Consider the following 26238-nt stretch of genomic DNA (forward strand, 5'->3'; position numbering starts at 1 on the left):
TGAAGGAAGGCCCCGCTCTGTGTCGACCCCGCCCCGTCGCCTTGCCGCCGCTGCCCTGGGCTCACCCGTCTTTGGCGCCACTGTCCAGCATGTGATCGATACGCTGACGACGCGCATCGTGTCGCAGGAATATGCGGTGGACGAGCGCCTGCCGTCGGAGCGCCAGCTTGCGCAGGATCTGGGGGTTGCCCGCAATACGGTGCGCGACGCGCTGGACCGGCTGGAGGAACGCGGCCTGATCCGACGCCGCGCGGGGTCCGGCTCGTTCGTCACCTATGATCCTTTGGGCGAAAGCACCTCGTTGGCCCCGGTTGCCGCCGAGACGGGGCCGCTGCAATTGCAGGTGGTGCGCGGCATCATCGAGCCGGAAATGGTTCGCCTTGCCATCATCACCATGCCGCCCCGCGCCATCGATGCCCTGGGCGAGATCCTGTCGCGGATGGAGACGGTGCAGACCGACGCCAATGACTTCGTTCGGCTGGAGGAAGAGTTCCACCGCCAGCTTGCCGCCGGCACCGCCAACCCGCTGCTGATCGCGTGCTACAACCTGGTGATCGACGCCCGGCGGCAGTCTTTCCGCGCGGCGATGTATCGCCGTCATCTGACCCCCAGCCGGATCGCCGCCTATCAGCGCGCCTATAACGCCCTGTTCAACGCCATCGCCGCCCGCGACATCGAAGAAGCGACCGAGTTCATGAAGCTTGCGCTGATCGAGGATCAGAAGCTGCTCATGCAGGAAGATTGAAGCCGGGGCGCATGCGCTGATGCCACATCTGGCCTAGTGCGGCCATGTGGCGTTCCAGCAGTGCTTCATTGCGGGCCAGCCAATCGGGAACCGATCCGAACTCGGCGATCCGCGCCCGCCCGTCGCAGATGGTGACCACCGGCCAGTCGCCCACCAGCGCGTTATCGATGCCAAAGATGCCCGTGCCCCACCAGCGGGCTGGGCCAAAGGCATGTTCCATCTGCTGACCACGCTTCATCGCGGCCAGCACGGTGACAGGCTCGGTCGTGTCTGCGCTTTCAACGGCGTTCTGCCACAGGTCGAGGATCGAGGCATATTCCCAGCTGACGGCCGACCACTGCCCCGGAAAGCGCGCGTTATAGCTGTCAAAGAAGGCTTTCGGCCGGTTGAAGAAGAAGGCCGTGTCGGCCAGTTCGGGATCGTCGAAATCCGGGAACTGGAACGTATAACCCTCCATGAAGGCGGGCGAGGTGCGGGCGATCATCCGGGGGTAGTCGTCGGCGGTGCAGGAAAGGATCTGTCCGGTGAATCCCTGCCGGAAGGCGGCCTCGGTCAGGGCCTGGATCATCGGCGGGGGCGAGCTGCACCAGCACAGCAGATCGGGCGCATCCGCCAGCATCGCGGCAACCATCGCATCGACATCGGCCTCGCCCGGTGCATAGCGGATCTCGCGCAGGATCTGGCGGTCCGCCACCTCGAACGCCGCGCGGTAGACGGCAAGCGACGGCAGGCCCAGAAGGTCGGTCTGGCTGCACAGCGCCACGCGCCGCGCGCGGGGCCGGGTGCGAGCCAGCCAGTCCACGCCGGTCACGTTGAACAGCGGATGAACCTCGGCCGGCGCGATCATATAGGGAGTGTCGGGTGACAGGTCCGAGGGCAGCAGCGTCGCCACCAGCGCCCGGCGCGCCATCAGCCATGGCAGGGCCGGCGCAAAACCGTCGCCACCCAGCGTCAGGATCAGCTTTACCCGGTCGTGGTTCACCATCTCTTGCGCGGCGTCCAGAACCGCATCGGCGCCCGCGGCACTGTCATGGGCCACAACCTCGACCCGGTGACGCTTGCCCGCGATCAGCATTCCGCCGCGATCGTTGATCCAGTCGACCCACAGCCGCGCCCCGTCCAGCCCCGTCCTGCCCCAGTATTCCTGATCGCCCGACAGCGGCGTCAGAAAGCCGATCCTGACCGGCGCGCGATTCCTCGCGCCCAGTTTTGGCAAGGAACCAGTGACCGCAAGCTGCTGGGCAAGTGACGTTGTGCGCATGTTTTCAGCTATAGCCCCAAATTTCCGGTTCGAAACGCGGAAAAAACAGAAGGCCGGCATTCCACAGAAGAAAATTTGTTGACCAAAAGTATACCGGATGCTCCGCATGGTTCATACCGAAAGAACCGCTTTGGAAAACTGGTTCATGCCGGACAGCAGGGAGCAACACATGAAGAAGCGCATTGCCATCATCGGTGCAGGCCCCTCGGGTCTTGCCCAGCTAAGGGCCTTTCAGTCCGCTGCCCAGAAAGGTGCCGATATCCCCGAGATCGTCTGTTTCGAGAAGCAGTCGAACTGGGGGGGCCTGTGGAACTATACTTGGCGCACCGGCGTGGACGTGAATGGCGAGCCGGTCCATTGCTCGATGTATCGCTATCTGTGGACCAATGGCCCGAAAGAGGGGCTGGAGTTCGCCGACTATTCCTTTGAGGAACATTTCGGCAAGCAGATCGCCAGTTATCCGCCGCGCGCCGTGATGGTCGACTATATCGAGGGGCGGGTCCTGAAGGCCGGGGTCCGGGACTGGATCCGCTTCAACTCGGTCATCCGCTGGGTCGATTTTGACCGCGATGCCGACGACTTCACCGTCACCGTGCACGACATGGAAAACGATCATGTCTACAAGGAACGTTTCGACCATGTGATCGTGGCCTCGGGCCATTTCTCCAGCCCGAACGTGCCGGAATATCCGGGGTTCGAGCACTATTTCGGCCGTATCGTCCACGCCCACGACTTCCGCGATGCGCGCGAGTTCGAGGGGCTGGATGTGCTGGTCGTCGGCTCTTCCTATTCGGCCGAGGACATCGGTTCGCAATGCTGGAAATACGGGGCGAAATCGGTCACCTCGTGCTATCGTTCGGCCCCCATGGGCTTTGCATGGCCCGACAACTGGGAAGAAAAGCAGGGGTTGGTCGGGGTCGAGGGCAAGACCGCCTTCTTCAAGGACGGGTCGTCGAAACATATCGATGCGATCATCCTTTGCACCGGCTACAAGCACTATTTCCCGTTTCTGCCCGATGACCTGCGGCTGAAAACCGCAAACCGGCTGGCGACGGCGGATCTGTATAAAGGTGTAGTCTATGTCCACAATCCGAAGATGTTCTATCTGGGCATGCAGGACCAGTGGTTCACCTTCAACATGTTCGACGCCCAGGCATGGTATGTGCGCGACATCATCCTTGGCCGGATCGGGGTGCCCGCCGACAAACAGGCGCTGATAGCCGACGTGTCGGAGCGCGAGGCCCGCGAAGAGGCGTCGGACGATGTGAAATACGCGATCAGGTATCAGGGCGATTACGTCAAGGAACTGATCGCGGAAACCGACTATCCCAGCTTCGATGTCGATGGCGCCTGCGCGGCCTTCCACGAATGGAAGAAGCACAAGTCCAAGGATATCATGGCCTTCCGCAATCACAGTTATCGGTCGGTCATCACCGGAACCATGGCACCCGTTCACCACACGCCATGGAAGGATGCGCTTGACGACAGCATGGAATCCTATCTGGCCAACTGAGCCGATCCTTTCCCTGAGACACATTCGGGGGCTGAAGGCCCCCCACTTTTCCCCGATTTCAGGACGCGCCGATGCTGACACCGCCCCCAGAGACGATCTTTCGTCCCGGCCCTCCCCGCGCTTCGGTCGCAGGGCGGCCCATGGTGTTTCGCCAAGGCCCCCGGACTGAAAGGCACAGCCTGCCGGGCGCCGGTGCGCTGGCCGTGCAGATCCGCCCCGGCGACCGGATCGAGATCCGCAATGACGAAGGTGGCCAGCGCGCCGAGCTGCTGGCGGCTCATCCCGACGGGCGGCTGGATTGCGGGCTTCTGGGCGGACAAGCGGATGGTCCGGCCGATGGATTGCGCGACCTGCTGACGCGGGGCGATGCCAGCCTGCGCGGGCTGCGGTTGCGGCTGGAACGGCTGGGCATCCGACTGGACGGCGCGCGCAGCATCGGCCTGTTTGGCGCGGATACAGGCGCGGGCGCTGCGGTAAGCTTTGTCGCGCAGGGCGAGGGTTGGCTGATCGCCGCCGCGCCCGCCGCACCGATGGATCCCGGCGCGCAGGACACCGCGACGCCGCTGACGCTGACCATCACCCGCGCCGCTGCGCGCGCGCGCGCAGGATTTGCCATGCCCGAACCGCTGGCCGATCCCGTCCTGGATCTGCGGGTGGCCTCGGCCACCGCCGAAGCCTATGTCGTGCGCGCGGGCGAATACATCCAGATCATTGATGTCGATGGCCGCCAGTGCACCGATTTCCAGTGCTTCGACGCCCGCAAGGTGGATCGCGGCGTCGCGCTTCCACTGGACGTGACCACCACGCGCAGCCTGATGGGCCATGCCTATCCCATTCCCGGCCTGCATTCCAAATACTATGACCACGACATGACGCCGCTGGTCGAGGTGGTGCAGGACACCTGTGGCCGTCACGATGCCTTCGGTCTGGCCTGTTCGGCGAAATATTATGACGACATCGGCTATCCCGGCCATGTCAACTGCACCGACAACTTCAACGGGGCGCTGGCCGAATACGGCATCGCGCCACGCGCGGGCTGGATGGCCGCGAACCTCTTCTTCAACACGGCAATCGATGCCCACGGCGTCATGGTCGCTGATGAGCCATGGAGCCGACCGGGCGATTTCGTCCTGATGCGGGCGCTGACCGATCTGGTCTGCGTGAACTCCTCCTGCCCGGATGACACCAGTGCCGCGAACGGCTGGCATCTGACCGATATTCACGTTCGCAGCTATGCCGCGACGGAAACCTTCCGCCGTGCCTCGGCCTGGCGCGCAACCCTTGATGCGGAACCGATCATGACCCGCGAAAGCGCCTTTCACCCGAACTTTGCCGAACTGACCCGCGATTTCGTGGATTACAAAGGCTTCTGGCTGCCCAATTCCTTTCCCGATTGCGATCCGGTCGAAAGCTATTGGGCCGCAAGGCAGGGCGTCGTGGTCATGGATCTGTCGGCGCTGCGCAAGTTCGAAGTGACGGGGCCGGATGCCGAAGCTCTGCTGAACTGGGTGCTGACCCGCGACGTATCGAAGTTGGGTCAGGGACAGGTGGTCTATTCCGCCATGTGCCATCCCCATGGCGGCATGATCGACGACGGCACGCTGTTCCGCCTTGGCGCGCAGAACTTCCGCTGGATCGGCGGGTCCGACGAAGGCGGCGTCTGGATGCGCGAAGAGGCCGCGCGTCTGGGCCTGAACGTCATGATCCGCAGCTCCACCGACCAACTGCACAATCTGGCGATACAGGGCCCGAAATCACGTGATCTGGTCAGCCGGATCGTCTGGACCGCCCCGCATCAGCCTGTTGCGGGCGATATCGGCTGGTTCCGGTTCACCGTGGGCCGGATCGGTGGCCCGACCGGAGTGCCGGTCGTGCTGTCGCGCACTGGCTATACCGGAGAATTGGGATACGAGGTCTTCTGCCACCCCAAGGACGGTGACGCGGTGTTCCGCGCGGCCTGGCAGGCCGGCAGGCCGCTGGGGATCCGGCCCATGGGCCTTGCGGGACTGGACCTGTGCCGGATCGAATCCGGCCTTGTCTTTGCAGGCCATGATTTCTCCGACCAGACCGACCCGTTCGAGGCCGGCATTGGCTTTACAGTCCCGCTGAAGTCGAAGTCGGCCGATTTCGTCGGGCGCGAGGCGCTGATCCGCCGCAAGGAGCACCCTTCGCGCAAGTTCGTCGGGCTGGAGGTCGAGGGACAGGATGCCATCGGCCACGGCGACTGCATCCGCATCGGGCGCGCCCAGGTGGGCGAGGTCTGTTCGGCCATGCGCAGCCCCCGCACCGGCCGGTTGATCGCGCTGGCTCGCATCGATGTGGCCCATGCCGCCCCCGGCACCCCGGTCGAGGTCGGCCGTCTGGACGGCCATTCCAAACGCTTCGCGGCAAGGGTTTCCCCCTTTCCGCATTACGACCCGCAGAAGGAACGCCCCCGGTCGTGACCAGGGCACCACGCGAACAGGAACAGGGAGACAGATGATGACCGCATCGTGGAGATTTTCAGCACTCGCCAGCCGCCACCGCGCGCTTGGATCAAACCTCGAAGACTGGTCGGGCATGGGCACGGCCTGGAGCTATGATGCCGACCCGATGGCGGAATATACCGCGATCCGCACCAAGGCCGGGCTGATGGATGTGTCGGGCCTGAAAAAGGTTCACATCACCGGCCCCGGCGCCAGCCATGTGATCGACCGCGCCACGACCCGCAACGTTGAAAGGCTGATGCCGGGCCGGGCCGTCTATGCCTGCATGCTGAACGACGCGGGCAAGTTCGTCGATGACTGCGTGATTTATCGCACCGCGCCGAACGCATTTCTGGTGGTGCATGGTTCGGGCCAGGGCTTTGAACAACTGACCATGGCGGCGGCGGGCCGGGATGTGTCGGTCCGCTTTGACGACAACCTGCATGATCTGTCGCTGCAAGGGCCGCTGGCGGTGGATTATCTGGCGAAATATGTGCCGGGCATTCGCGATCTGGCCTATTTCGGCATCCTGCAAACCTCGCTTTTCGGGGTGCCTGCGATGATCACCCGCACCGGATACACCGGCGAGCGCGGGTATGAGCTGTTCGTCCGCGGGCAGGATGCGCCGATGATCTGGGACCGCATTCTGGCCGAGGGCGCCGAGATGGGGATCATCCCCTGCCGGTTCACGACGCTGGACCTGCTGCGGACCGAAAGCTATCTGCTGTTCTTTCCCTATGACAATTCCGAAATCTATCCGTTCGAGGATGAGCCTTGCGGCGATACGCTGTGGGAGCTGGGCCTTGATTTCACCGTGTCGCCCGGCAAGGTCGGCTTTCGCGGCGCCGAGGAACATTACCGCCTGAAGGGCCGTGAACGCTTCAAGATCTGGGGCCTGAAGCTGGAGGGCGACAAGGCCCCCGGCAATGGTGCGCCGGTCCTGCGTGACGGTGTGCAGGTGGGCGTCGTGACCCAGGCCATGCATTCGCCAGTGAACGGCTGGACGGTCGCCATCGCGCGCCTGCCGGTCGATTGCGCCAATGCGGGCACCGCTCTGGTGGTGAGTTGCGCAGAACACGGGGACATCGCCGCCGTGACCTCGCCCATGCCCTTCCTGGACCCGGAAAAGAAGATCCGCACCGCCAAGGGCTGACACGCAACCGGCAGGGGGCGGCATCGGCGTCGCCCCGCCGAGACAAGGGAAATGCCATGCCAGGAACCCAATTCTCAGCCTCGATCCTGTCCCGTCCGGTCTATCCTGGGCTTGTCTCGCAGGGCTCGGTCCCCGCCATCATGCTGGCCGAGGCCGAAGGGGCAGAGGCGATCATCGACCTTGTGGCCCGCGATGCTTCGGTCATGGACCGGGCGCATCTGATGTTCATCCCCGCCGGCACCGGCCACGGGGCGCGGCTGCGGGCGCTGTCGCCCCGGATATATCACGAAAGCCCCAGCTTTCCGGCCGTGCTGGAACGATTCCGTAAGGCCCTGCTGGATGCACATATGGGCACCACGCTATATCTGGCCGGAACCGAAGGGCTGATCGGTCAGGCCATGGCCGAGGCCATGGCGGCGGGCCTGCCGCCCGGCGCCATCCAGTCCGAACATCGCGGCTCGATCGCGCGGCGGATGCAATGCGTCCATTGCAAGGGCATGACAGAGGGCGTCACCACCGACCCCTTCATTTGCTCGCATTGCGGGCTGGTGCTGTTCGTGCGCGACCATTACTCGCGCCGTCTGGCGGCCTTTCAGGGGGTTTGCATAGATGCCGAAACCCCCGGCGTCATTCCCCCGGCACAGGAGATCAGGCCATGACCGCCCGGATGCTGCGCGTGGCCGAGGTCACGCCACTGTCGCCCCTGGTCAGCCGGTTTCGCCTTGAATGCCCCGAGGGCGGGGCATTGCCGCTGTTTTCGGGCGGAGCGCATGTGGTGGTGGAAATGCCCGACGGCGGAACGCTGCGGCGCAATGCCTATTCGCTCATATCCGACCCGATGGACGGGTCAGGCTATGAAATCGCCGTCCGGCGCGAAGATGCGGGCCGGGGCGGCTCGCGCTTCATGCACGGGCGGGTGGCTGCGGGCGATCTGCTGCGGGTGGGCGCGCCGGTCAACCTGTTTTCGCTGGACCTGCGCGCGCGCAGGCATGTGCTGATCGCGGGCGGTATCGGCATCACGCCCTTTGCCGCCCAGATCCGCCAGTTGCAACGCCTGCAACTGCCGTTTGAACTGCACTATTCCGCCCGCAGCCGGGCCGAGGCGGCGGGCCTGCGCCTGCTGCCCGATCTGCCGCAGGTTCACATCCATATCTCGGACGAGGGCAACCGGCTGAATATCGGCGCGGTGCTGTCGGGCCAGCCGCTTGGAACCCATGTCTATACCTGCGGACCCGAAGGGCTGATCACCGCCGTCGCCGCCACCGCCGCCCGTCTGGGCTGGCCGCGCGATGCCCTGCATGCCGAGGCATTTTTGTCGCCGCCGCCCGGGGCGGCCTTTGAGGTGACGCTGGCGCTGTCGGGCAAGACCATCACCGTCGGCCCGCACCAAAGCCTGCTGGAGGCGATGGAAGAGGCCCAGGTCGAGGCCCCCTGGCTGTGCCGGGGCGGGGCCTGCGGCCAATGCGAAACGGCTGTCCTGTCCTGCAAGGGCCGGATCGAACATCACGACCATTGGCTGACCGATGCCGAAAAGGCCGGGCAGCAGAAGATCATGCCCTGCGTTTCACGCTTTCAGGGCGACGACCTGACCATCGACCGCTAGGGGGCCAAGATGACCATCCGGTTCAACGACGAAACCTTTCGCGACGACTATACTTTCCACAACTCGGCCAAGGCCGTGCGGCGGTTCCCGTTCCCGTTCGATCAGGACAGCTACATGTATTCGGTCAATATCGAGCCGCACCGCCGGGGCGCTGCCGGGTCGGTGTTCCAGCACCGTTTCGATGTCGACGAACATTATGTCAGCGAAATGCGCGACCGCGACATCACGCTGCGCGACGATCCGCTGCGCTGCCAGTCGCTGCCGCATATGGAACTGGCGGGCTGGGATTTTCTGGAACTGGTGATGACCTCGAAGGCCGAGGATTACCCGGATCTGTTCACCCTGCACCGTGACGGCGACCACTGGCACTGGATCAACCGGCCGCTGAACATCGACCAGCGGTTCACGTTTCTGGATGCGACCACCCTGCCTTGCGGGCCGATGGAATACATCACCCGCCAGACCCAGGGCGACCATGCGCTGCTGGATCAGCGCGAGGGCAACCTTTGGATGGATGCAGGCATGGTCACGGCCCAGGCGGATTGGAGCCTCGACTTCGACATCGGCATGAACTTCTTTGAATGGCACGCCCCGGTGCCAAAGGCGCACGAACTGGGCGTGTTCCAGCGCGCGTTGAAATTCCTGTTGAACCTGCAACAGGGCGCGCCGGTGCGGCGGCTGAACTGGACGATGACGGTCAATCCGCGTCTGGATACCAGCCCCGAGAACTATCACAAATGGGGGCCGGAAAAGCGCACGCTGACCGCCGAAAACGTCGGCGCGAAACAGTATCTGCGGGTGGAGTTGCAGACCCTTTGGCGGTTGCCCCGCTCGAACGCCATCGCCTTTCCGATCCGCTGCTATCTTCTGTCGCTGGAGGATCTGGTGACGGTGCCGAAATGGGGGCGCCGTCTGCACCGGGTGCTGCGCGACCTGCCGGACGAGTTGGCCGATTACAAGGGGTTCTCGGTGAACCGGCCCCTGATCGTCGATTACCTGTCGCGGTTCGACGATGGCGCGCCGACCTCGGCCGGGATTTTCCCCGACGACTGACGGGGCGCAAAGCAACAAGGGCCGGCGCAGGGAATTGCGCCGGCCCCTGTGCCCATCCGTCGGACCTGCCATCCGGCGGATGGTGTCCCGGCGTCGCCATGGGCGCGGCGTCGGGGCCAAGGGGGTGCGGCCATCATCGCGATCCGCTGGAACCGGATCGGGGATATGCCGCATCCACCACCTTCATTTCCCCGCCAGACCTTGCCGCAGGTTGCGGCCCGACCCTTTCGCAGGCGACGCGGGCGGCTGGCCACCCGCGCCCTGATCCTCAGGCGTTGTTCAGCCGTGCCGTGGCCAAAGCCGGGGCATGGCCCTCGGCCGCCGAATGCAGCGCCGAACCGCTGAACACCCCGTCGCTGAACCGATAGCCCGCCTCGCCATGCGACGAGATGTCGAGCCCTTCATATTCGGCCTCTTCGTCCACGCGCAGGCCCAGCACGGCCTTGACGATCATCAGGGTGATCCAGGTGGTGGCGACCGAATACAGGATGCTGAAGCCCATGATCGCCAACTGCGGTATCATCTGGCCCATCATGCCGCGCCCCTCGGGATAGCCCATGCCGCCCAGCAGGGGCGCGGCGAAAACCACCGTCAGGATGCCGCCGATCACGGCGCCCACGCCATGCACACCGAACACGTCAAAGCTGTCGTCATAGCCCAGTTTCGGCTTCACCACCTCGACCGCGAACAGGCAGACCGGGGCGGCCAGGAAACCGACCGCAATCGCACCGGCCGGCCCGACGAAACCGCAGGCAGGGGTGATGGCGACAAGGCCCGCGATGACGCCCGACAGCAGGCCGAAGGTGCTGGCCTTGCCCCGATGGATCCATTCCGTCACCATCCAGCCAAGCGCGCCCGCCGCCCCGCCAAGGAAGGTGTTCAGCATCAGAAGCGACGAGAAGCCGTTGGCCGCCAGCGCACAGCCGCCGCAGAAGGCCAGCCAGCCCACCCACAGCATCGCACCGCCGGTATAGGTCATGGTCATGTTGTGGGGTGCCATCATCGTCGTGCCCCAGCCCTTGCGTGGGCCCAGCACCAAGGCGCAGACCAGCGCCGCCATGCCCGCGTTCAGGTGGACGACGTTGCCACCGGCAAAGTCCAGCACGCCCACATTGAACACCCAGCCGCCGCCCCAGGCCATATGCGCCATGGGCACATAGTTGATCATGAACCAGATGCCCATGAACAGCAGCACAGCGGAAAATTTCATCCGTTCGGCAAAGGCGCCAACGATGATCGGGGGCGTGATTGCCGCAAACATCCCCATGAACAGCACATACATATACTCGGGGATCGTAGATGTAAGGCTGTCGGTGGTCACGCCGGAAAGGAAGATCTTGCCCAGACCGCCGATGAACGGGCCGGTCCCGTCGATGAACAGCGAATAGCCGACGGCCACCCACAGCACGATGATCAACGAGATCGAGGCAAAGATCTGCGTCAGCACCGAAAGCACGTTCTTGCTGCGGGTCATGCCCGCATAGAACAGCCCCAGTCCGGGCAGCATCATCAGCATGACGATCAGCGCGCAGGTGGCCACCAGGGCGGTATCGCCCGCGGAAAGCACGACCTCGGCCTCTTGTGCCGCCGCCGCGAAGGGCAGCGCCGCCAAAGCGGCGGTCAATGGAAACAGGTATCTTGGTTTCATTGTCTTTCCCATGTTGGATTGGCAGGTGCCGCCATCATGCCCCTGCGTCATAGGAAACAAAACTTCTTATCAGTCAAACTTGTGGTTTTGCTATAATGTCGCAGATCTTGCGCTTTCGTGCAGTCAGTGCATAAATTCGCGCCATTTCGGAAAGCCATCCCATGCGGCTGGGATGGCGTTTCCAGCCCTGCCCCCGGCTTGTCCCGCATACATGGATCCGGGAAACATGGGGCTGACGCAGCCGCGCCGATCAGAACCCGACCTGATCACCCCCTTTCAGCGCCAGCATTTCCCGCGCGCCGGCCATGAATCGCTTCACTGCTCTCGGCATACAGGTCACCGCGGCCCTGAGATAAATGTATATGGAGGATGGGGAATTGCGGTCCTCAGCTGATTTGCGAAACAGCGCCGCCCCGGAGCGGGGCCAACGCCTGTTTGCGCAAAATTACGACAAGCTCTATGTATTGGTCACGCCATGATGCCCCAGCCGTCTGGCTGATATATCCCCATTGGCATTTGCTTCGGGTATCAGTCCGAACAAGCCCTGCAATCTGGAGGCATTGGCTCTCAACCTGGTGGTCACAACAGATTCCGGCTGGATAGATTGCGCATCAGGTCGCGCAGGCCGAAGCTCCAGGGCGGGCATTCCGTCGACAGCCGCACGGTATTGGTCAGCAGGCCAAGTCCGGGGGATGAGATCGTCACGCGGTCGCCCGGCTTGTGGGTGAAGCCTTCGCCCTTGACATCGCGATCCTCTGTCGGGGCGAACAGGGTGCCAAGGAACAGCATGAACCCGTCGGGATACTGGTGATGGGCGCCGATGGTCTGGGCGACCAGATCCATGGGGTCGCGGCTGATCTGCGCCATGGATGAACGCCCATGCAGGACATAGCCGTCCTCGCCCTCGACGGTCAGCGTCAGTTCGGCCCGGCGCACATCGTTCAGCGAGAACCCGTCATCGAACAGCCGGATCATCGGGCCGATGGCGCAGCTTGCATTGTTGTCCTTGGCCTTGCCCAACAGCAGTGCCGAACGTCCCTCGACATCGCGCAGGTTCACGTCATTGCCAAGCGCCGCGCCAAGGATGCGTCCGCAAGCGGAGACGGCCAGCACCACCTCGGGCTCGGGGTTGTTCCAGCGGCTGATCGGGTGCAGGCCGATCTTGGCCCCCGCGCCCACCGAGCTGAGGACAGGGGCCTTGGTGAAGACCTCGGCGTCGGGGCCGATCCCGACCTCCAGGTATTGCGACCACATGCCCTCGCCGATCAACGCCTGCTTGACTGCCGCCGCTTCGGGTGAGCCGGCGCGGATATCGCGCAGCGATTCCCCGATGATGGCGGCAATACGGCCGCGGATCGCCTGGGCGCGGGCGGGATCGCCGCCGGCCTTTTCCTCGATCACGCGTTCGAGCATGGATTGCGCGAAGGTCACGCCGCAGGCTTTGATGACCTGTAGGTCGCAGGGCGCCAGCAGGTGGATGCGGGACATGTCGCCGACTGGCGCGGCCGCGATGTCGTCAAGCCGGCCCAGCACCCGGCCGGGTGCGGTGCGCAGCCAGCCGGCGGGCTCTTCCATCTCGCAGATATCCGCGGCGGTGGCTGCGCCGGGCGCGGTCACGTCGACCAGATGGCCGTCTCGCAACGTGACCACGGCAGGGCCGGCTGCCTCGGGCAGCCAGACGCGGCCGAGCCACAGGCCGGAAGGGTCGTCGATCATGTTTTGCCTTTCCATCCCCGTCTACAGCTTGAAGAAGTCGGCCATCAGCTCAAGCTGCTGCTCCAGCATGGGCTTGCCCAGGTGAATGCGACAGCCGCGCGCCTGCGCCTCGGCCAGAAGCGGGGTGATCTCGGGGTCCATGATGACCTCGGCCACGACCATGCCGGGGGTCAGTCCCGCGACATCCAGCGGGATCGCATCGCCCGGCCGCATTCCCAGCGAAGTGCCGTTGACCACGATGTCATGGCCCGCAGGGTCCGCGTCGCCGACCGAGACCGAGGCCGATGGAAAGGCCGCGCGGATGCGGTCGCAAAGCTCTTGCGCCTTGGCGGCGGTGCGATTGGCCAGCGTCAGATGCGCCGCGCCCGCCTCGACCAGGGCAAAGGCGATGGCGCTGGCCGCGCCGCCGGCGCCGACCAGATAGACGCGCCGGCCCGCGACCGCGATGCCCTGCGATTCCAGTCCGGCGATGAAGCCCGCGCCGTCCAGCATATCGCCGACCAGCCGCCCGTCATCCTCGCGCCGGATCACGTTCACGGCGCCCATCATCCGGGCACGTGGCGTGATCGCGTCGCAGATGTCGGCCATGGCCCCCTTGTGCGGCACGGTCACGATGCCGCCGTCATAACTTTTCAGCCGGCGCAGCGCATCGGCGAACCGGGCCAGATCCTCGGGCGCGACCTGGAAGGGCACCATCACCGCGTCGCGGCCGCGCCGGATGGCGATGGCGTTGATGCCGGGCGGGGCCTTCACATGGCCGATAGGGTCGGCAAGGATGCCCAGAACCCGGGTCCTGCCGGTAATTTCGGTCAGATCGCGCGTGTTCACAGCACCGGCCTCCCGTCCAGACGGTGGGGCAGGCCCGCGCCATCGCCTTGCAGTTCCGGCGGCAGCAGCGCCTGCGGCAGATCCTGATAGCAGACGGGGCGCAGGAAGCGGGCGATGGCCAGGCTGCCGACCGAGGTGGAACGCCCGTCCGCCGTCGAGGGGAAAGGCCCGCCATGCACCATCGCATGGGCGACCTCGACCCCGGTGCCGAAACCGTTGACCAGAATCCGCCCGGCCTTGCGTTCCAGCAGCGGCAGCAGGCCGCGCGCCGTGCCGTGGTCGGCCTCGTCCATATGCAGCGCGGCGGTCAACTGGCCTTCCAGCGCCTCGATCACCGCCGTCATCGCGGCAAGGTCGGGGCAGCACACGATTAGCGAGGCGGCACCGAAGACCTCCTCGTGCAGTTCGGGCCGGGCGAGGAAAGTCGCCGCATCGGTGACGAACAGCGCCGGGCTGGCCTTCAGATCGGCGGGTGCGCCGGTGGCGGCGGTCTGAACCGACGGATGGTCGCGCAGCGCCGCCGCGCAGCGCGTATAGGCGGCAAGGATGCCGGGCGTCAGCATGGTCGCGGGGGCGGCCCCGGTTATCGCCTTGCTCGCGGCGGCAAGGAAATCGTCCAGACCCGCGCCCTCGATGGCGAGGATCAGGCCGGGATTGGTGCAGAACTGCCCGGCGCCCATGGTCAGCGAGGCGGCGAAGGCGGTGCCGATCTGTGCGCCCCGCGCGGCCAGGGCAGCGGGCAGAAGCAGGACGGGGTTGATGCTGCTCATCTCGGCATAGACCGGGATCGGTTCGGGGCGCGCGGCTGCGATCGCCATGAAGGCGGTGCCGGCGGCGCGCGAGCCGGTGAAGCCCACCGCCTTGATACGCGGATCGGCGACCAGCGCCTGCGCGACGCCGCGATCCTCGGCGAAGATCATCGAGAAGACGCCCTCGGGCAGGCCGCAGCCGGCGACGGCCTGCGCCACCGCGCGGGCGACCAGTTCCGAGGTGCCGGGATGGGCCGAATGCGCCTTGACCACCACCGGGCAACCCGCCGCGAAGGCCGAGGCCGTATCCCCGCCCGCGACCGAGAAAGCCAGCGGAAAGTTCGATGCGCCGAAGACCGCGACCGGACCCAGCGGCACGTTGCGCAGCCGCAGGTCGGGGCGCGGCAGCGGCTGGCGGTCGGGCTGGGCCGGGTCGATGCGCAGGTCGAGGAAGCCGCCGTCGCGCACCACGCCCGCGAACAGGCGCAACTGGCCGGTGGTGCGTCCGCGCTCGCCCTCGATGCGGGCGCGGGGCAGGCCGGTTTCCTGCATGGCGCGTTCGATCAGCTCATCGCCCAGGTCGAGGATGTTCTGCGCCACAGCCTCAAGGAACCGCGCGCGGCGTTCCAGCGGCAGCGCGCGGAAGGCGTCGAAGGCGGCGGCGGCCAGCGCGCAGGCATCGTTCAGATCGGCGGGCGAGGCGCCGCCGAAAGCGGGCTGGATACGCGCGCCGGTCGCGGCCTCGGTGGCCAGGATCTGGCCATGGCTGCCGGGGCGGCGGGCCGCGCCGATGAACAGCGCGCCGGTCAGGGTCGATGTCATCTCATTTCCCCCAGTTCAGCGCCAGCGGCTGCACGTCGCGGGCCAGTTCCAGCAGCCCCGCGCGCGTGGCGGGATGCACGGGCTCCAGCGGGTGGCGCACGGTGTCCGAACCGATCACCCCGCCCTCGGCCATCACGATCTTGGCGGCGCGCAGCCCGCATTGGCGGTTCTCGTAATTGATCAGCGGCAGGATGCGCTGATAGGCGGCCGCGGCCTTGTCGCGGTCGCCGGCGGCGTGATGTTCGATCACCGGGCGGATCAGGTCGGGCAGCAACGCGCTGGACATCACGCCGGTCGCCCCCGCATCCAGATCGGCCATCAGGGTGATCGCCTCCTCGCCGTCGAAGGGGCCGTCGATCACATCGCCGCCGGCGGCGATCAGGGCGCGCAGCTTGGCGGCGGTGCCGGGCACCTCGATCTTGAAATAGCGCACCAACGGCAGTTCGGTCGCCAGCCGGACCAGGAAGGGCACCGACAGATGCACCCCGCTGAGCGGCGCGTCCTGCACCATGACCGGGATCCCGGCGGCGTCCTGCACGCGGGCGAAATGGTCGTAAATCGCCTGTTCGTCCACGCGTAGCGCGCCCGCGCCGTGATAGGGGGGCATCATCAGCAGCAGGGCCGCGCCATGGTCGCGGGCATGGGCCGCGCGCAGGGCCGCGACGCGGGTGCTGAAATGGCTGCATGTCACCATGACCGGCACGCGGTCTGCGACATGGGCCAGGCTGTCCTCGGTCAGGATGCGGCGTTCCTCGTCGGTCAGCAGGAACTGCTCGGAGTAGTTCGCCAGCAGGCAGATGCCATCGACCCCCTGATCGATCATGCAGTCAAGGACGCGGCGCTGGCCTTCGATGTCGATGTCGCCATTTTCAAGAAACGGCGTCGGCGCGACGGGGAACAGGCCCTTGTAGGGCGCGGGACTGGTCATGGATGGTTCCTGTATGACGTGAGTGATGCGGCGGGTTGCCGGGCACAATCGGCGCCCGGCAAGGACAGGCGGTCTCAGCCCTCGGGGATGACCTCGGGCAGGGGCTGGTGGAAATATTTTTCGTAGATCGCGTTCAGCTTGCCGTTTTTCAGGTTCTGGCCGACCCATTCATCGACCCATGCCTTCAGTTCGTCGTCGCCTTTGCGCAGGCCGACGGCCATCGGATAGGAGGCCATGTCCAGCTTGACCTTCATGTTCAGGCCGGGGTTCTGCGCGGCCACCTCGTTGGCGGTGGAAAGTGCTGCGGCCAGGATCTTCTGCTGGCCGGTGGCGACGGCGGTGTTGGTGGTCGCTTCGTCCTCGTAGCGGACGATTTTCGCGTCCACGCCGCTTTCCTTGACGATGCGGGTCAGTTCGATGTCGGCGGTGGTGCCGCGCGCCACGGCAAGGGCTTGGCCTGCCAGATCGGCGGGGGCCGCGATGGCCATGTCGGCAGGCGCCGAGATCACGACAGGGATCACGCCATAGGGCCGGGAATAGTCGATGACCTTCTTGCGCTCCTCGGTGATCGAAAAGGAGGCGATCACCATATCCACCTTGCGGCTAAGCAGCGAGGGCACGCGGTTCGCGCCCGAGACCGGGACGATTTCCAGCGCGACGCCCATGTCCTCGGCCAGAAGCCTGGCGGTCTCGACATCCGAGCCGGTCTCCTTGGCCTGTGCGTCCAGCATCCCATAGGGCGGGTGGCTGACATCGATGGCGATCAGCACCTTGCCGCGTTCCTTGATCGCGGCGGGCACATCGGCGGCGGCGGCGGGGCCGGCCAGCCCCATCGCGACAGCCAGCACGAGGCCGGCGGCCGTGGCGGCCGTTTTGAAACTCATCATCTTTTCTCCTCCGTTGGATTGGTTCTTCTACAGTCCGCTGCCAACGAACTGGCGCAGTTCGACCGTCTGCGGATCAAGCAGCATATCGCCCGGCCCGGTCTCCCAGACCCGGCCCTGATGCATGAACACGACCTGATCGGCGACCGAGCGCGCGAAGGCCATTTCATGCGTCACCAGCATCATCGTCATGCCGTCGGCGGCCAACCGCTCGATGGTGCGCAGCACCTCGCCGGTCAGCTCCGGGTCCAGGGCCGATGTCACCTCGTCGAACAGCATCAGCTTGGGCTTCATCGCCAGGGAACGGGCGATGGCGACGCGCTGCTGCTGGCCGCCCGAAAGCTGTTCGGGATAGGCATCCACCTTGTCGGACAGGCCGACCTGGGCCAGCACCTCTTTCGCAAGGGCGCGCGCCTCGGCGTGGCCCACGCCCTTGACCTTGCGCGGCGCCAGCGTCACGTTCTGTTCCACCGTCAGATGCGGAAACAGGTTATAGCTCTGGAACACGATGCCCACGTCCTGACGCAGGTTGCGCAGGTTCAGGTCCTTGGCTGACAGGTCGTAGCCGCAGACGTGCAACGCGCCCGCCTGAAAGCGTTCAAGCCCGTTCACGCAGCGCAGCGCCGTGCTTTTGCCCGACCCCGAGCGGCCGATCAGCGCCATCACCTGCCCCGGCGAGACTTCGAGGTCGATCCCCTTCAGCACTTCGACCGCACCATAGCTTTTGCGCAGACCATGAAAGCGGACCATCGGTTGGGTAGAGCCTGACATGGCGGGGATATCCTTGCTGTGAATTGCGGCTTGGTTCATCGCCTAGCTCCGGTGCAGCTTGCGTTCGTAGCGGCGGGCCAGCACCGACATCGGAAAGCAGATGGCAAAGTAGATCGCGGCGGCGAGGGTGAAGACCGTAAAGGGCATGAAGGTCGAGTTGTTGATGACCTTGGCCGAATAGGTCAGGTCGAAGAAGTTGATGACGACCGCGTAAGAGGTGTTCTTGACGATCTGCACCATGAAGCCCACGGTCGGCGGGATGGCGATGCGCAGCGCCTGCGGCAGGATGACATAGACGAAGCGCTGCACGGGGTTCAGGGCCAGGCATTCGGCGGCTTCCCACTGGGTTTTCGGCACGGCCTGGATGCAGCCCTTCCAGATCTCGCCCAGATAGGCGCCGGCATAAAGCGTCATGGCGAGGCCGGCGGCGACCAGCGCCGGAACCTCGAAACCGCCGATGCTGATGCCGAAATAGACGACGAACATGATGACCGGCAGCGGGATGCCCTGGATGAACTGCACCAGAAGCGACGAGGCAACCCGCAGCGCCATGCTGTTCGAGGACCGGGCCAGCGCGATCGGCAGGCCCAGCACGGTGCCGCCGACGAAGCCCAGAAGCGACAGGATGATGGTCCAGCCCGCGCCCTGGAAGATATAGGCGATCTGTTGGATGGTAAGTCCCAGCATGGTTTCGACCTTTACAGCGGGGTGCGCAGACGGCGGCGGCGCGGGAACGAGACCTCGGCTATGCCCATCAGGACGAAGCGCAGGGCCGAGGCGAGGCCCAGGTAGAACACGGCGATGACCAGATAGACCTCGAAGCCGCGGAACGTGAACGACTGGATCATGTAGGCCACGCCCGTCAGTTCCTCGGCCGAGATCTGCGACATGATCGAGGTCGCCAGCATCATCAGCACGAACTGGCTGACCAGCGCGGGATAGACCCGCTCGACCGCCTGGGGCACCTCGATCTGGATCAGCGACTGGAACGGGCTGAGCGCCAGGCAGTCGGCCGCCTCAAGCTGGCCGCGCGGGATGCTTTGAAAGCCGGCGCGCATGATCTCGGCGGTATAGGCGCCGACATTGATGACCAGCGCGATGACGGCGGCGGCGAAGGCGCCGATATGGACCTGAAGCGCGGCCAGGCCGAAGAACAGCCAGAACACCTGGATGATCAGGGGCGTGTTGCGGATCGCCTCGACATAGACCGTGGCGACGCGCTTGACCCAGGGGCGGCCGCGCAGCCGGGCCACCGCGACCGCCGTGCCCAGCACGAAACCCGGCAGGATCGAGGCCACCGTCATGCCGATGGTCAGCCAGATGCCATGGATCAGGTCCGGCAGGTATTCGTTCAGAAACGAAAAGTCGAACTCATACATTGCTGTCCGCCCGCAGTGCAGCGTGGTCTTTGTCGGTCTGGAAACCGAGTGATTCCAATTGTTTGCTTATTTGTGTGTTGCACATCGGTCCGGGTCTCCTCCCCATGGCCAATTATTGGTCAACAGCCGGTTGACTTGAGGGGGCATAGCATGATTGATTTATGCGCGCAATAATCATTTCTGGAAGCCACCATGAAAGCGGAAGCCGTCTCTCCTGTGATCCTGCTCAACCCGGCGGACAATGTCGGCGTCGCGCGCATGGCCATCGCCCAGGGCGCCCCGGTCGTGATCGACGGCGCGACGCTGGCCGCGCTGGCCGAGATCCCCAGCGGCCACAAGATCGCGCTGCGCCCCATCGCTGCGGGCGAGCCGGTGCTGAAATACGGCCAGGTCATCGGCATCGCGACGGCGGCCATCGCGCCCGGCGATCATGTCCACCTGCACAATCTGGCCATGCAGGACAGCCATGTGACGCATCACTTCGCGCAGGACGCGCGCGCCACGCCGCTTTTGCCCGAAGGGCAGCGCCGCGGCTTTCAGGGCTATGCGCGCGCCGACGGGCAGGCGGGGACGCGCAATTACATCGGCATCGTCACCTCGGTGAACTGCTCGGCCACCGTCGCCCGAGCCATCGCCGACCACTTCAATCGCGGCGGCGGGCTGGACGGTTTCGACAACGTGGACGGCGTGGTGGCGCTGACCCATGGCACCGGCTGCGCCATCAACATGCAAAGCGAGGGCTATCTTTACCTTCAGCGCGTGCTGGCCGGCTATGCCCGCAACCCGAATTTCGCCGCCATCCTGTTCATCGGCCTGGGCTGCGAGACGAACCAGATCGACCCCATCGTCAGCAGGTTCGGGCTGAAGGAGGGGCCGCATCTGCGCACCATGACGATCCAGAACCTGGGCGGCACGCGCAAGACGGTCGAGATCGCCTGCGGCATCATCCGCGACATGCTGCCCGAGGCGAATGCCGCCGAACGCACGGCCCTGCCCCTGGCCGGGCTGAAGGTCGCGCTGCAATGCGGCGGCTCGGACGGCTATTCCGGCATCTCGGCCAATCCGGCGCTGGGTTACGCGGCCGACCTGATCGTGCGGCATGGCGGCACCGCCGTCCTCAGCGAAACCCCCGAGATCTATGGCGCCGAGCATCTGCTGACCCGCCGCGCCGTCACCCCCGAGGTGGCCCAGAAGCTGATGGACCGCATCGAATGGTGGCGCGAATACACACGGCGCAACGGCGCCGAACTGAACAACAACCCCTCGCATGGCAACAAGCTGGGCGGGCTGACCACCATCCTGGAGAAATCCCTGGGCGCGGTGGCCAAGGGCGGCACGATGCCCCTGGAAGCGGTCTATGAATTCGGCGAGATCATCGACCAGACCGGCTTCGTCTTCATGGACACGCCCGGCTACGACCCGGTGGCGGTCACCGGCCAGGTCGCGGGCGGCTGCAACGTGATCGTCTTCACCACCGGGCGCGGCTCGGTCTCGGGGTTCAAGCCGGCGCCCTGCATCAAGGTTGCAACCAATACGCAGATGTATGAACATATGAGCGACGACATGGACATCAATTGCGGCGGCATCGTCCAGGGCACCGATACGATCGAGGCGGCGGGCAGGCGCATTTTCGAGAAGATCCTGGCGGTCGCCTCGGGCGAGCATACGCTAAGCGAGGATTACGGCTTTGGGGACAATGAATTCGTGCCATGGCAGATCGGAGCCGTAACCTGACCGTCCAGCCCCCGCAAACCCCGGCCGGCGCCGCCATGATCGCGGGCCCGGCCTATGCCACCATCGAGGCCCGCATCCGCCAGAGCATCGCGGCGGGCGCCCTGCCGGACGGCACCGTGCTGCTGGAGGGGCCGCTGGCCGCGCTGTTCGGCTCCAGCCGCTCTCCGGTGAAACGCGCGCTCGCGGCGCTTGAGGACGAGGGGTTGCTCAGCCGCTTCGACGGGCGCGGGCTGCTGGTCGGCAACAAGGGAATCCCGCGCCGCGTGAAGATCGTCCCCGACATGCTGCTGCTGGACGGCGAGGACGGCATCAGCGCCAAAAGCTTCGCCTGGCAGCCGCATTACTACGATTTCGAACGCGAGATCATCCTGCGCTCGGTCTTCGGCCGGGCGCGGGTCAACGAACTGGCGCTGGCCCGGCACCTGGAGGTCAGCCGCACCGTGGCCCGTGACCTGCTGATCCACGCGCGCGAGGTCGGGATCGTCTACAAGGACGACGGGTCGCGCTGGTGGATCGTGCCGCTGGACGAGGCGCGGTTCGAAAACCTTTACGAATTGCGCATCCTGCTGGAACCCGTGGCCATGACCAGCGCCATCGGCCGCATCCCGGACGAGCGTCTGGACAGGATCGAGGCCCGGCTGCTGCGCGCCCAGCAGCGTTTCCCCCGCCTGACCGTGGGCGAGCTGGACCTGCTGGAAGCCGACCTGCATATCGACTGCCTGGGCCATGGCAGCAATCCCGAGATCGCCGAGACGCTCAAGCGCAGCCATTGCATCCTGGTCGCCGGAAAGCATATCCAGCTCGCACTGGGCGCCGAGGCCCGCGTCGATCCCTTCACGGGCGAACACCTCGAAATCCTGGCCGCGCTGCGGGCGCAAGATCCCGCCACGGTGCGCGAAACATTGGTCAGGCACCTGGAACTCTCCGCACAAAAAGCCGTCCATCGCCTCGCTGCCTTTCGCAGCAGCCAGAAGGTGGCTGAACTGCCATATATATTGGAGCCATGAAGGCGAAGCGATGACAGCCCGGTTTTCCGCACCGGCGTCATGGCCAGCGAAAAGGGCGTTCTTGCGGTTGGGCGATGCAGTTCCTGTCGGACATTCTGGGCGCGCCGGTGGACCGGCCGCAGATGACCGAGACCACTGCGCTGGGTGCTGCCTATCTGGCGGGCCTGGGCACGGGCCTCTGCCCGCCCCCCCGAGGCGTTTGCCCGCACCTGGGCCCTGGAACGCCGCTTCGAGCCGGGGGATGGCGGAAGCGGACAGACAGGCGCATTATGAGCGATGGAAAAAGGCCGTGAAGGCGACGATGGAAGTGACATGAGCGGCTTTTCCTTTGCTCTGCCGGGCCGGGGGGGCTTTGGCGGGCGGGGACCGGCTGATCGACGAACATACACCTCCAATGAGGCGATCAGGACAGGGACCGGAAGGTGATGCGCTGACAGCGCTTACGACACAACCGTGCCGCTGACGGCCAAGGGCGCGGTGCCGCCCTTGGCCGGAAAGCCTGGCTCTTCGCCGGATCACCGCGTGGCGGCGAACGTGCTGCCTTCATGTGTTCCCTGATCGTCACCGCCAGGGTGAATGACATGGCTCCCCGGGCATGGCTGGCTGACATCCTTGCCCGGACGCCAGAAATATCCCTGTCACGCCTGCCGGAACCTCTTTCCTGGAACTGGAAGCACAGCCCGATCGACAGAGCCGCATAACTCTGGCCTACGCCGGATGCCTACGGTGAAACCCGGCGCTGCCCTGAAAGATTCGACCACCTGCAAGTCCAGCCTTCCGTGTCAGCGGAGCGGTCGAAGCAAGGGCCGATCATGCTGGTTCATATTGGTTCGGCTCCGGCACGATAATGTCGGAATCGGCATTCGCGCGGATCATCACTTGCGCCAGGCCATATGGTCGATCAGCGTCTTTGCCAGGCGCGGAAGGGTTCGACGGCTTCCGGTCATGCCGCGCATGGCAATCCAGCGGACCTCTGCCGCTGCCAGGACGGCGTCGCGATGCGGCAACCGTCATGACAATGCGGCCGCCGAGAGCTTCTTCAACCTGCTCAAGCATGCGAGAAACGGGGTATTGTCGCCCGCGGGATCACGTCACAGACGGCCCAGCAGTTCAGCCTTCTTGGCCTCGAACTCGGTCTGCGTGAGGATGCCGCGGCTGAACAGGCCATGAAGCTGCTCGATGATGGCGAAGATCGAGCCATCATCTGAAGCGGGCCTGGTTGTCGTGCGGGGCGCCGGAGCGGTCGGCGCATAGGCGGGGACAGGAGAGGCGACATCGGATGCTGTAAGGGCGGGTGGCTCTGCCGGCGTTTCAGCGGGCTTGGGCGCCGTGGCCGGCGTGGTGCCGGGAAGGGCGACGGGGGTCAGGCTGTCCAGCGAGACCGGCCCATATTGGCTTGAAAACAGCAGGGCATTGCCGCCGCCCTGCTGCTGGGACACGCCGCCGATCAAATGATTGCCGGTGTCATACAGGGCCATTCTGCCGCCCTGCATCACCGCAAGCCGGTGGTGCGCCGGGAAGACCGCATATTGCATGTCGTTCTGCGCGCCGCTCGATGATGGCGCACCAAGCTCGGCCGGCCAGATCGAGGACGCGGCAAACAAACCGGCCCCGGCTGCGCGCGCGGGTTGAAACAACGAGGACGAACCGATGAGGCCGGACAGTTCCTGCGCCAGCCCGTCCACGCGGAACTTCAGCCCGTTGTTGAACATATCGCCGATCATCAGCATTCCGCCCATGGACCACTGGCCCATGCCGCCGAATTCCGGGTGGTTGAACTGCGCCTGGCTGCCGTTGCCGTGAACCATGGCGGCCAGCATCGCCTCTGTCGCGGACACGCTGAACCCGTGCCGCTGTGCGATTTCCGCGACACGCAGGTGCCCCTCGTCAGTCAGTAACATGCCGAAGTCCCCCGGTTTGACAGAGGTGAGCTTATGCCATCGCGCCGCGTTCAACAATGCGTCTTGGCCGCGCGCCACCCGATCAGTGCGTGCCCGAACGATCAGCAGCCGACGCCGGGCGGTCCTGACCTCGATGCCCCCGCGCGCGGTGGCATGAATGGCATCGGCTCTGGTCCGGGCTGCTGGCTTTCCCCCTTACTCCGACACCTCATAGGTCCAGACGCGGAACGATTTCAGGACATGCGGCCCGAATGAGTTGATCAGCGGCACATCGGCCGCGTCGCGCCCGCGCGCCACCACGATCCGGCCGATGCGGGGCCTGTTGTTGCGCGGATCGAAACTGTGCCAGCCACCGTCGAGCCAGACCTCCATCCAGGCGCTGAAATCCATCGGATCGACCACCGGCACGCCGATGTCGCCCAGATGTCCGTTGACGTAGCGGGCCGGGATGTTGAGGCAACGGCACAGCGCCACGGCCAGATGCGCAAAATCGCGGCAGACGCCGATACGCTCCTGCCATGCCTCATAGGCGGTCCGGGTGGCGCGGGCCTGCATATAGTCGAACTTGATATGGTCATGGACGTAATCGCAGATCGCCTGCACCCGGTTCCAGCCCGGAGGCGTGGCGCCGAACAGATCCCAGGCGATCTGGCTCAGCCGGTCGGTCTCGCAATAGCGGCTGCCCATCAGGTAGACGAGGCAATGGTCCGGCAGCTCGGCCACCGCCACCTCACGGACTTCCGGCAGGATCGGGTCCGCCAGGCCACTGTCGATAAGGGTCGCATCGCCCCAGATCGTCAGATCGCCGGCGGGCGCGGTCAGCCTGCGGCAGCGATTGCCGAAAAGATCGAGATAGGTCCAGTTGGGCAACCCGGCCGGCGTGGTGAAGAAGGTCTCGGGGGTACGCAGATCATTGGCACGCTCTTCATGAACCGCCAACAGGCAGACCAGCGGCGTGGGGGCTGGGCAGGTGACGGTGATCTCGTATCCATAGCGTATGAGCATCTGGTCTCCGGTTGATGGACCCCTGCGGGGATTCCGATGTCCTTTGGCACAGCGGCCCGGCCGCGGGAAGGCTTCGGGACCGCATGGCACATGCATAGCAGAAAAGCAGGCTTGTATCAGAATTTCCGGGGTATCCCGAGCTGTTGAATCTCACACGGAACTGAGCCGGTTTTATCACCGAGAAGTGGGCCACCTCTGATTATGGATTTTGGTTCAAGCTGGGGTCGAGGGCGGGTTTGTCTCCTTCTTTTTCCGGGCTGCAGCGGCTGAGCTTGCCTTGAAGCGGAAGCTGTCGTTTCCGGTCTCCAGGATGTGACAGCGGTGGGTGAGGCGGTCGAGCAAGGCAGTGGTCATCTTGGCATCACCAAAGACCGTGGCCCATTCGCTGAAGCTGAGGTTGGTGGTGATCGCCACGCTGGTGCGCTCGTAGAGCTTGCTCAGCAGATGGAACAGGAGCGCCCCGCCCGAGGCGCTGAAGGGCAGATAGCCAAGTTCATCCAGGATCACGAGGTCGAGCTTGGTCAGCCCCTCGGCGATCTGCCCTGCCTTGCCCTTGGCCTTTTCCTGTTCGAGGGCGTTGACCAGTTCGATGGATGATGTTCAAAAGTCCCATGTGGATCACTCCGTTGCCCCCGCCGCTCACCGCGTTGGGGGAAGGTTCACATGGCTCAGTTCTCAGTGAAAATTATGCGCTTAAACGGCTCAGTTCTGGGTGAGAAACAACAGCGTGGCGCCCAATGCCGATTGAAGGCCAAGCCGGGTCACACCGCAGTTGCGGATGAGTTCCCTTATCAGCCCCGCGGCATTGGCGGATAACGATTCCAACGCGCTTCCCCTATTATTTTCATGCTGAATGAAAATAATAGGGGAAGCGTCATCTGCTGCCAAATAATCGTTGCAGACGTTCTTGGTAAGAAGAATTTCTATATTAATTCCAGACTGATATAGATCAGTCATGGCCAGGGCGCGTCGCTGCCGGTGGCTTCCGCCCACCAGCAGATCAGCGAAATGAGCATGTCATTGCCCCTTCCCGCAATGGGGGCAGACATCGTCAAAAGTTGTGCCCGCCCCGG

Annotated in this window: 23 protein-coding genes and 3 pseudogenes; 11 read left to right on the forward strand and 15 right to left on the reverse strand. The window is 65.0% G+C overall.

The window, feature by feature from the left end:
* Nucleotides 1-19: 19 nt before the first annotated feature.
* The gene (locus tag QM682_RS11210) at nucleotides 20-745 is read left to right on the forward strand and encodes a FadR/GntR family transcriptional regulator (RefSeq protein WP_415129732.1); all 726 of its coding nucleotides are present in this window, start codon (nucleotides 20-22) and stop codon (nucleotides 743-745) included.
* Here the strand turns inward: QM682_RS11210 and QM682_RS11215 are convergent.
* Complete coding sequence (locus QM682_RS11215; protein WP_415129734.1) at nucleotides 729-2006, reverse strand: ABC transporter substrate-binding protein; 1278 nt, start codon at nucleotides 2004-2006, stop codon at nucleotides 729-731. The two genes, QM682_RS11210 and QM682_RS11215, sit on opposite strands and share 17 nt — an antisense overlap.
* Nucleotides 2007-2175: 169 nt before the next feature.
* Between QM682_RS11215 and QM682_RS11220 the strand changes: the two genes are divergently transcribed.
* The 6 genes from QM682_RS11220 (at nucleotide 2176) to QM682_RS11245 (ending at nucleotide 9793) form a co-directional block, all read left to right on the forward strand.
* Nucleotides 2176-3519, forward strand: a complete 1344-nt coding sequence (locus QM682_RS11220) for an NAD(P)-binding domain-containing protein (RefSeq protein ID WP_415129736.1) — start codon at nucleotides 2176-2178, stop codon at nucleotides 3517-3519.
* Nucleotides 3520-3590: 71 nt separating this feature from the next.
* Complete coding sequence (locus tag QM682_RS11225) at nucleotides 3591-5963, forward strand: DUF1989 domain-containing protein (protein ID WP_415129738.1); 2373 nt, start codon at nucleotides 3591-3593, stop codon at nucleotides 5961-5963.
* A 37-nt stretch (nucleotides 5964-6000) separates the two neighbouring features.
* Nucleotides 6001-7137, forward strand: a complete 1137-nt coding sequence (locus QM682_RS11230) for an aminomethyltransferase family protein (RefSeq protein ID WP_415129740.1) — start codon at nucleotides 6001-6003, stop codon at nucleotides 7135-7137.
* Nucleotides 7138-7193: 56 nt separating this feature from the next.
* Nucleotides 7194-7796, forward strand: a complete 603-nt coding sequence (locus QM682_RS11235) for a dimethylamine monooxygenase subunit DmmA family protein (protein ID WP_415129742.1) — start codon at nucleotides 7194-7196, stop codon at nucleotides 7794-7796.
* Nucleotides 7793-8740: a PDR/VanB family oxidoreductase gene (locus QM682_RS11240; RefSeq protein ID WP_415129744.1), complete on the forward strand. Its 948-nt coding sequence runs from the start codon at nucleotides 7793-7795 to the stop codon at nucleotides 8738-8740. Before QM682_RS11235 ends, QM682_RS11240 begins: the two co-directional genes overlap by 4 nt.
* Nucleotides 8741-8749: 9 nt before the next feature.
* The gene (locus QM682_RS11245; RefSeq protein ID WP_415129746.1) at nucleotides 8750-9793 is read left to right on the forward strand and encodes a heme-dependent oxidative N-demethylase family protein; all 1044 of its coding nucleotides are present in this window, start codon (nucleotides 8750-8752) and stop codon (nucleotides 9791-9793) included.
* Between the two features lie 268 nt (nucleotides 9794-10061).
* Here the strand turns inward: QM682_RS11245 and QM682_RS11250 are convergent, their stop codons facing one another.
* The 9 genes from QM682_RS11250 to QM682_RS11290 form a co-directional block, all read right to left on the reverse strand.
* Nucleotides 10062-11441: an ammonium transporter gene (locus tag QM682_RS11250; protein ID WP_415129748.1), complete on the reverse strand. Its 1380-nt coding sequence runs from the start codon at nucleotides 11439-11441 to the stop codon at nucleotides 10062-10064.
* Nucleotides 11442-12020: 579 nt separating this feature from the next.
* A complete protein-coding gene (locus QM682_RS11255; RefSeq protein WP_415129750.1) occupies nucleotides 12021-13157 on the reverse strand; it encodes a fumarylacetoacetate hydrolase family protein in 1137 nt (378 codons plus the stop codon).
* 21 nt (nucleotides 13158-13178) lie between these two features.
* Nucleotides 13179-13985, reverse strand: a complete 807-nt coding sequence (locus tag QM682_RS11260; RefSeq protein WP_415129752.1) for a shikimate dehydrogenase family protein — start codon at nucleotides 13983-13985, stop codon at nucleotides 13179-13181.
* The gene (locus QM682_RS11265; RefSeq protein ID WP_415129754.1) at nucleotides 13982-15556 is read right to left on the reverse strand and encodes an aldehyde dehydrogenase (NADP(+)); all 1575 of its coding nucleotides are present in this window, start codon (nucleotides 15554-15556) and stop codon (nucleotides 13982-13984) included. Before QM682_RS11265 ends, QM682_RS11260 begins: the two co-directional genes overlap by 4 nt.
* A 1-nt stretch (nucleotide 15557) precedes the next feature.
* Nucleotides 15558-16484 (reverse strand): dihydrodipicolinate synthase family protein, encoded by a 927-nt coding sequence (locus QM682_RS11270; protein WP_415129756.1) that lies wholly within the window; start codon nucleotides 16482-16484, stop codon nucleotides 15558-15560.
* Between the two features lie 74 nt (nucleotides 16485-16558).
* On the reverse strand, nucleotides 16559-17368 hold the full coding sequence (locus QM682_RS11275; RefSeq protein WP_415129758.1) for a transporter substrate-binding domain-containing protein: 810 nt from the start codon (nucleotides 17366-17368) through the stop codon (nucleotides 16559-16561).
* A gap of 30 nt (nucleotides 17369-17398) precedes the next feature.
* Nucleotides 17399-18118: an amino acid ABC transporter ATP-binding protein gene (locus QM682_RS11280; protein WP_415129798.1), complete on the reverse strand. Its 720-nt coding sequence runs from the start codon at nucleotides 18116-18118 to the stop codon at nucleotides 17399-17401.
* A gap of 63 nt (nucleotides 18119-18181) precedes the next feature.
* On the reverse strand, nucleotides 18182-18826 hold the full coding sequence (locus tag QM682_RS11285; RefSeq protein WP_415129760.1) for an amino acid ABC transporter permease: 645 nt from the start codon (nucleotides 18824-18826) through the stop codon (nucleotides 18182-18184).
* A gap of 11 nt (nucleotides 18827-18837) precedes the next feature.
* Nucleotides 18838-19518: an amino acid ABC transporter permease gene (locus QM682_RS11290; protein WP_415129762.1), complete on the reverse strand. Its 681-nt coding sequence runs from the start codon at nucleotides 19516-19518 to the stop codon at nucleotides 18838-18840.
* A 192-nt stretch (nucleotides 19519-19710) separates the two neighbouring features.
* Here QM682_RS11290 and QM682_RS11295 point away from each other — a divergent pair, with 192 nt between their 5' ends.
* From QM682_RS11295 to QM682_RS11310, 4 genes and pseudogenes are all read left to right on the forward strand, one after another.
* A complete protein-coding gene (locus QM682_RS11295; RefSeq protein ID WP_415127558.1) occupies nucleotides 19711-21252 on the forward strand; it encodes a UxaA family hydrolase in 1542 nt (513 codons plus the stop codon).
* Nucleotides 21228-22259: a GntR family transcriptional regulator gene (locus tag QM682_RS11300; RefSeq protein ID WP_415129764.1), complete on the forward strand. Its 1032-nt coding sequence runs from the start codon at nucleotides 21228-21230 to the stop codon at nucleotides 22257-22259. Before QM682_RS11295 ends, QM682_RS11300 begins: the two co-directional genes overlap by 25 nt.
* 68 nt (nucleotides 22260-22327) lie before the next feature.
* Nucleotides 22328-22575: pseudogene (locus tag QM682_RS11305) on the forward strand (FGGY-family carbohydrate kinase); the annotation flags it as partial.
* 133 nt (nucleotides 22576-22708) lie between these two features.
* A pseudogene (locus QM682_RS11310) lies at nucleotides 22709-22960 on the forward strand (transposase domain-containing protein); the annotation flags it as partial.
* 109 nt (nucleotides 22961-23069) lie between these two features.
* On the opposite strand, the gene QM682_RS11315 reads toward QM682_RS11310, so the two are convergent.
* From QM682_RS11315 to QM682_RS11335, 5 genes and pseudogenes are all read right to left on the reverse strand, one after another.
* A complete protein-coding gene (locus tag QM682_RS11315) occupies nucleotides 23070-23315 on the reverse strand; it encodes a hypothetical protein (protein WP_415129766.1) in 246 nt (81 codons plus the stop codon).
* 35 nt (nucleotides 23316-23350) lie between these two features.
* Nucleotides 23351-24238, reverse strand: coding sequence for an SHOCT domain-containing protein (locus QM682_RS11320; RefSeq protein WP_415129768.1), 888 nt, complete (start codon nucleotides 24236-24238; stop codon nucleotides 23351-23353).
* Between the two features lie 117 nt (nucleotides 24239-24355).
* Nucleotides 24356-25165 (reverse strand): transglutaminase-like domain-containing protein, encoded by an 810-nt coding sequence (locus QM682_RS11325; RefSeq protein WP_415129770.1) that lies wholly within the window; start codon nucleotides 25163-25165, stop codon nucleotides 24356-24358.
* A 213-nt stretch (nucleotides 25166-25378) separates the two neighbouring features.
* Nucleotides 25379-25762, reverse strand: a pseudogene (locus QM682_RS11330) (ATP-binding protein); the annotation flags it as partial.
* A gap of 105 nt (nucleotides 25763-25867) precedes the next feature.
* The gene (locus QM682_RS11335) at nucleotides 25868-26122 is read right to left on the reverse strand and encodes a hypothetical protein (protein WP_415129772.1); all 255 of its coding nucleotides are present in this window, start codon (nucleotides 26120-26122) and stop codon (nucleotides 25868-25870) included.
* Nucleotides 26123-26238 lie beyond the last annotated feature (116 nt).

Source organism: Paracoccus sp. (in: a-proteobacteria) (assembly GCF_047605025.1).
Lineage (GTDB): Bacteria > Pseudomonadota > Alphaproteobacteria > Rhodobacterales > Rhodobacteraceae > Paracoccus.

Excerpts from the sequence above, each read along its gene's own strand:
- QM682_RS11215 (WP_415129734.1), bottom strand. The coding sequence starts at position 2,006 with ATGCGCACAACGTCACTTGCCCAGCAGCTTGCGGTCACTGGTTCCTTG.
- QM682_RS11220 (WP_415129736.1), top strand. The coding sequence starts at position 2,176 with ATGAAGAAGCGCATTGCCATCATCGGTGCAGGCCCCTCGGGTCTTGCC.
- QM682_RS11225 (WP_415129738.1), top strand. The coding sequence starts at position 3,591 with ATGCTGACACCGCCCCCAGAGACGATCTTTCGTCCCGGCCCTCCCCGC.
- QM682_RS11230 (WP_415129740.1), top strand. The coding sequence starts at position 6,001 with ATGACCGCATCGTGGAGATTTTCAGCACTCGCCAGCCGCCACCGCGCG.
- QM682_RS11235 (WP_415129742.1), top strand. The coding sequence starts at position 7,194 with ATGCCAGGAACCCAATTCTCAGCCTCGATCCTGTCCCGTCCGGTCTAT.
- QM682_RS11240 (WP_415129744.1), top strand. The coding sequence starts at position 7,793 with ATGACCGCCCGGATGCTGCGCGTGGCCGAGGTCACGCCACTGTCGCCC.
- QM682_RS11245 (WP_415129746.1), top strand. The coding sequence starts at position 8,750 with ATGACCATCCGGTTCAACGACGAAACCTTTCGCGACGACTATACTTTC.
- QM682_RS11250 (WP_415129748.1), bottom strand. The coding sequence starts at position 11,441 with ATGAAACCAAGATACCTGTTTCCATTGACCGCCGCTTTGGCGGCGCTG.
- QM682_RS11255 (WP_415129750.1), bottom strand. The coding sequence starts at position 13,157 with ATGATCGACGACCCTTCCGGCCTGTGGCTCGGCCGCGTCTGGCTGCCC.
- QM682_RS11265 (WP_415129754.1), bottom strand. The coding sequence starts at position 15,556 with ATGACATCGACCCTGACCGGCGCGCTGTTCATCGGCGCGGCCCGCCGC.
- QM682_RS11270 (WP_415129756.1), bottom strand. The coding sequence starts at position 16,484 with ATGACCAGTCCCGCGCCCTACAAGGGCCTGTTCCCCGTCGCGCCGACG.
- QM682_RS11275 (WP_415129758.1), bottom strand. The coding sequence starts at position 17,368 with ATGAGTTTCAAAACGGCCGCCACGGCCGCCGGCCTCGTGCTGGCTGTC.
- QM682_RS11280 (WP_415129798.1), bottom strand. The coding sequence starts at position 18,118 with ATGGTCCGCTTTCATGGTCTGCGCAAAAGCTATGGTGCGGTCGAAGTG.
- QM682_RS11285 (WP_415129760.1), bottom strand. The coding sequence starts at position 18,826 with ATGCTGGGACTTACCATCCAACAGATCGCCTATATCTTCCAGGGCGCG.
- QM682_RS11290 (WP_415129762.1), bottom strand. The coding sequence starts at position 19,518 with ATGTATGAGTTCGACTTTTCGTTTCTGAACGAATACCTGCCGGACCTG.
- QM682_RS11295 (WP_415127558.1), top strand. The coding sequence starts at position 19,711 with ATGAAAGCGGAAGCCGTCTCTCCTGTGATCCTGCTCAACCCGGCGGAC.
- QM682_RS11300 (WP_415129764.1), top strand. The coding sequence starts at position 21,228 with ATGGCAGATCGGAGCCGTAACCTGACCGTCCAGCCCCCGCAAACCCCG.
- QM682_RS11315 (WP_415129766.1), bottom strand. The coding sequence starts at position 23,315 with ATGCTTGAGCAGGTTGAAGAAGCTCTCGGCGGCCGCATTGTCATGACG.
- QM682_RS11325 (WP_415129770.1), bottom strand. The coding sequence starts at position 25,165 with ATGCTCATACGCTATGGATACGAGATCACCGTCACCTGCCCAGCCCCC.
- QM682_RS11335 (WP_415129772.1), bottom strand. The coding sequence starts at position 26,122 with ATGACTGATCTATATCAGTCTGGAATTAATATAGAAATTCTTCTTACC.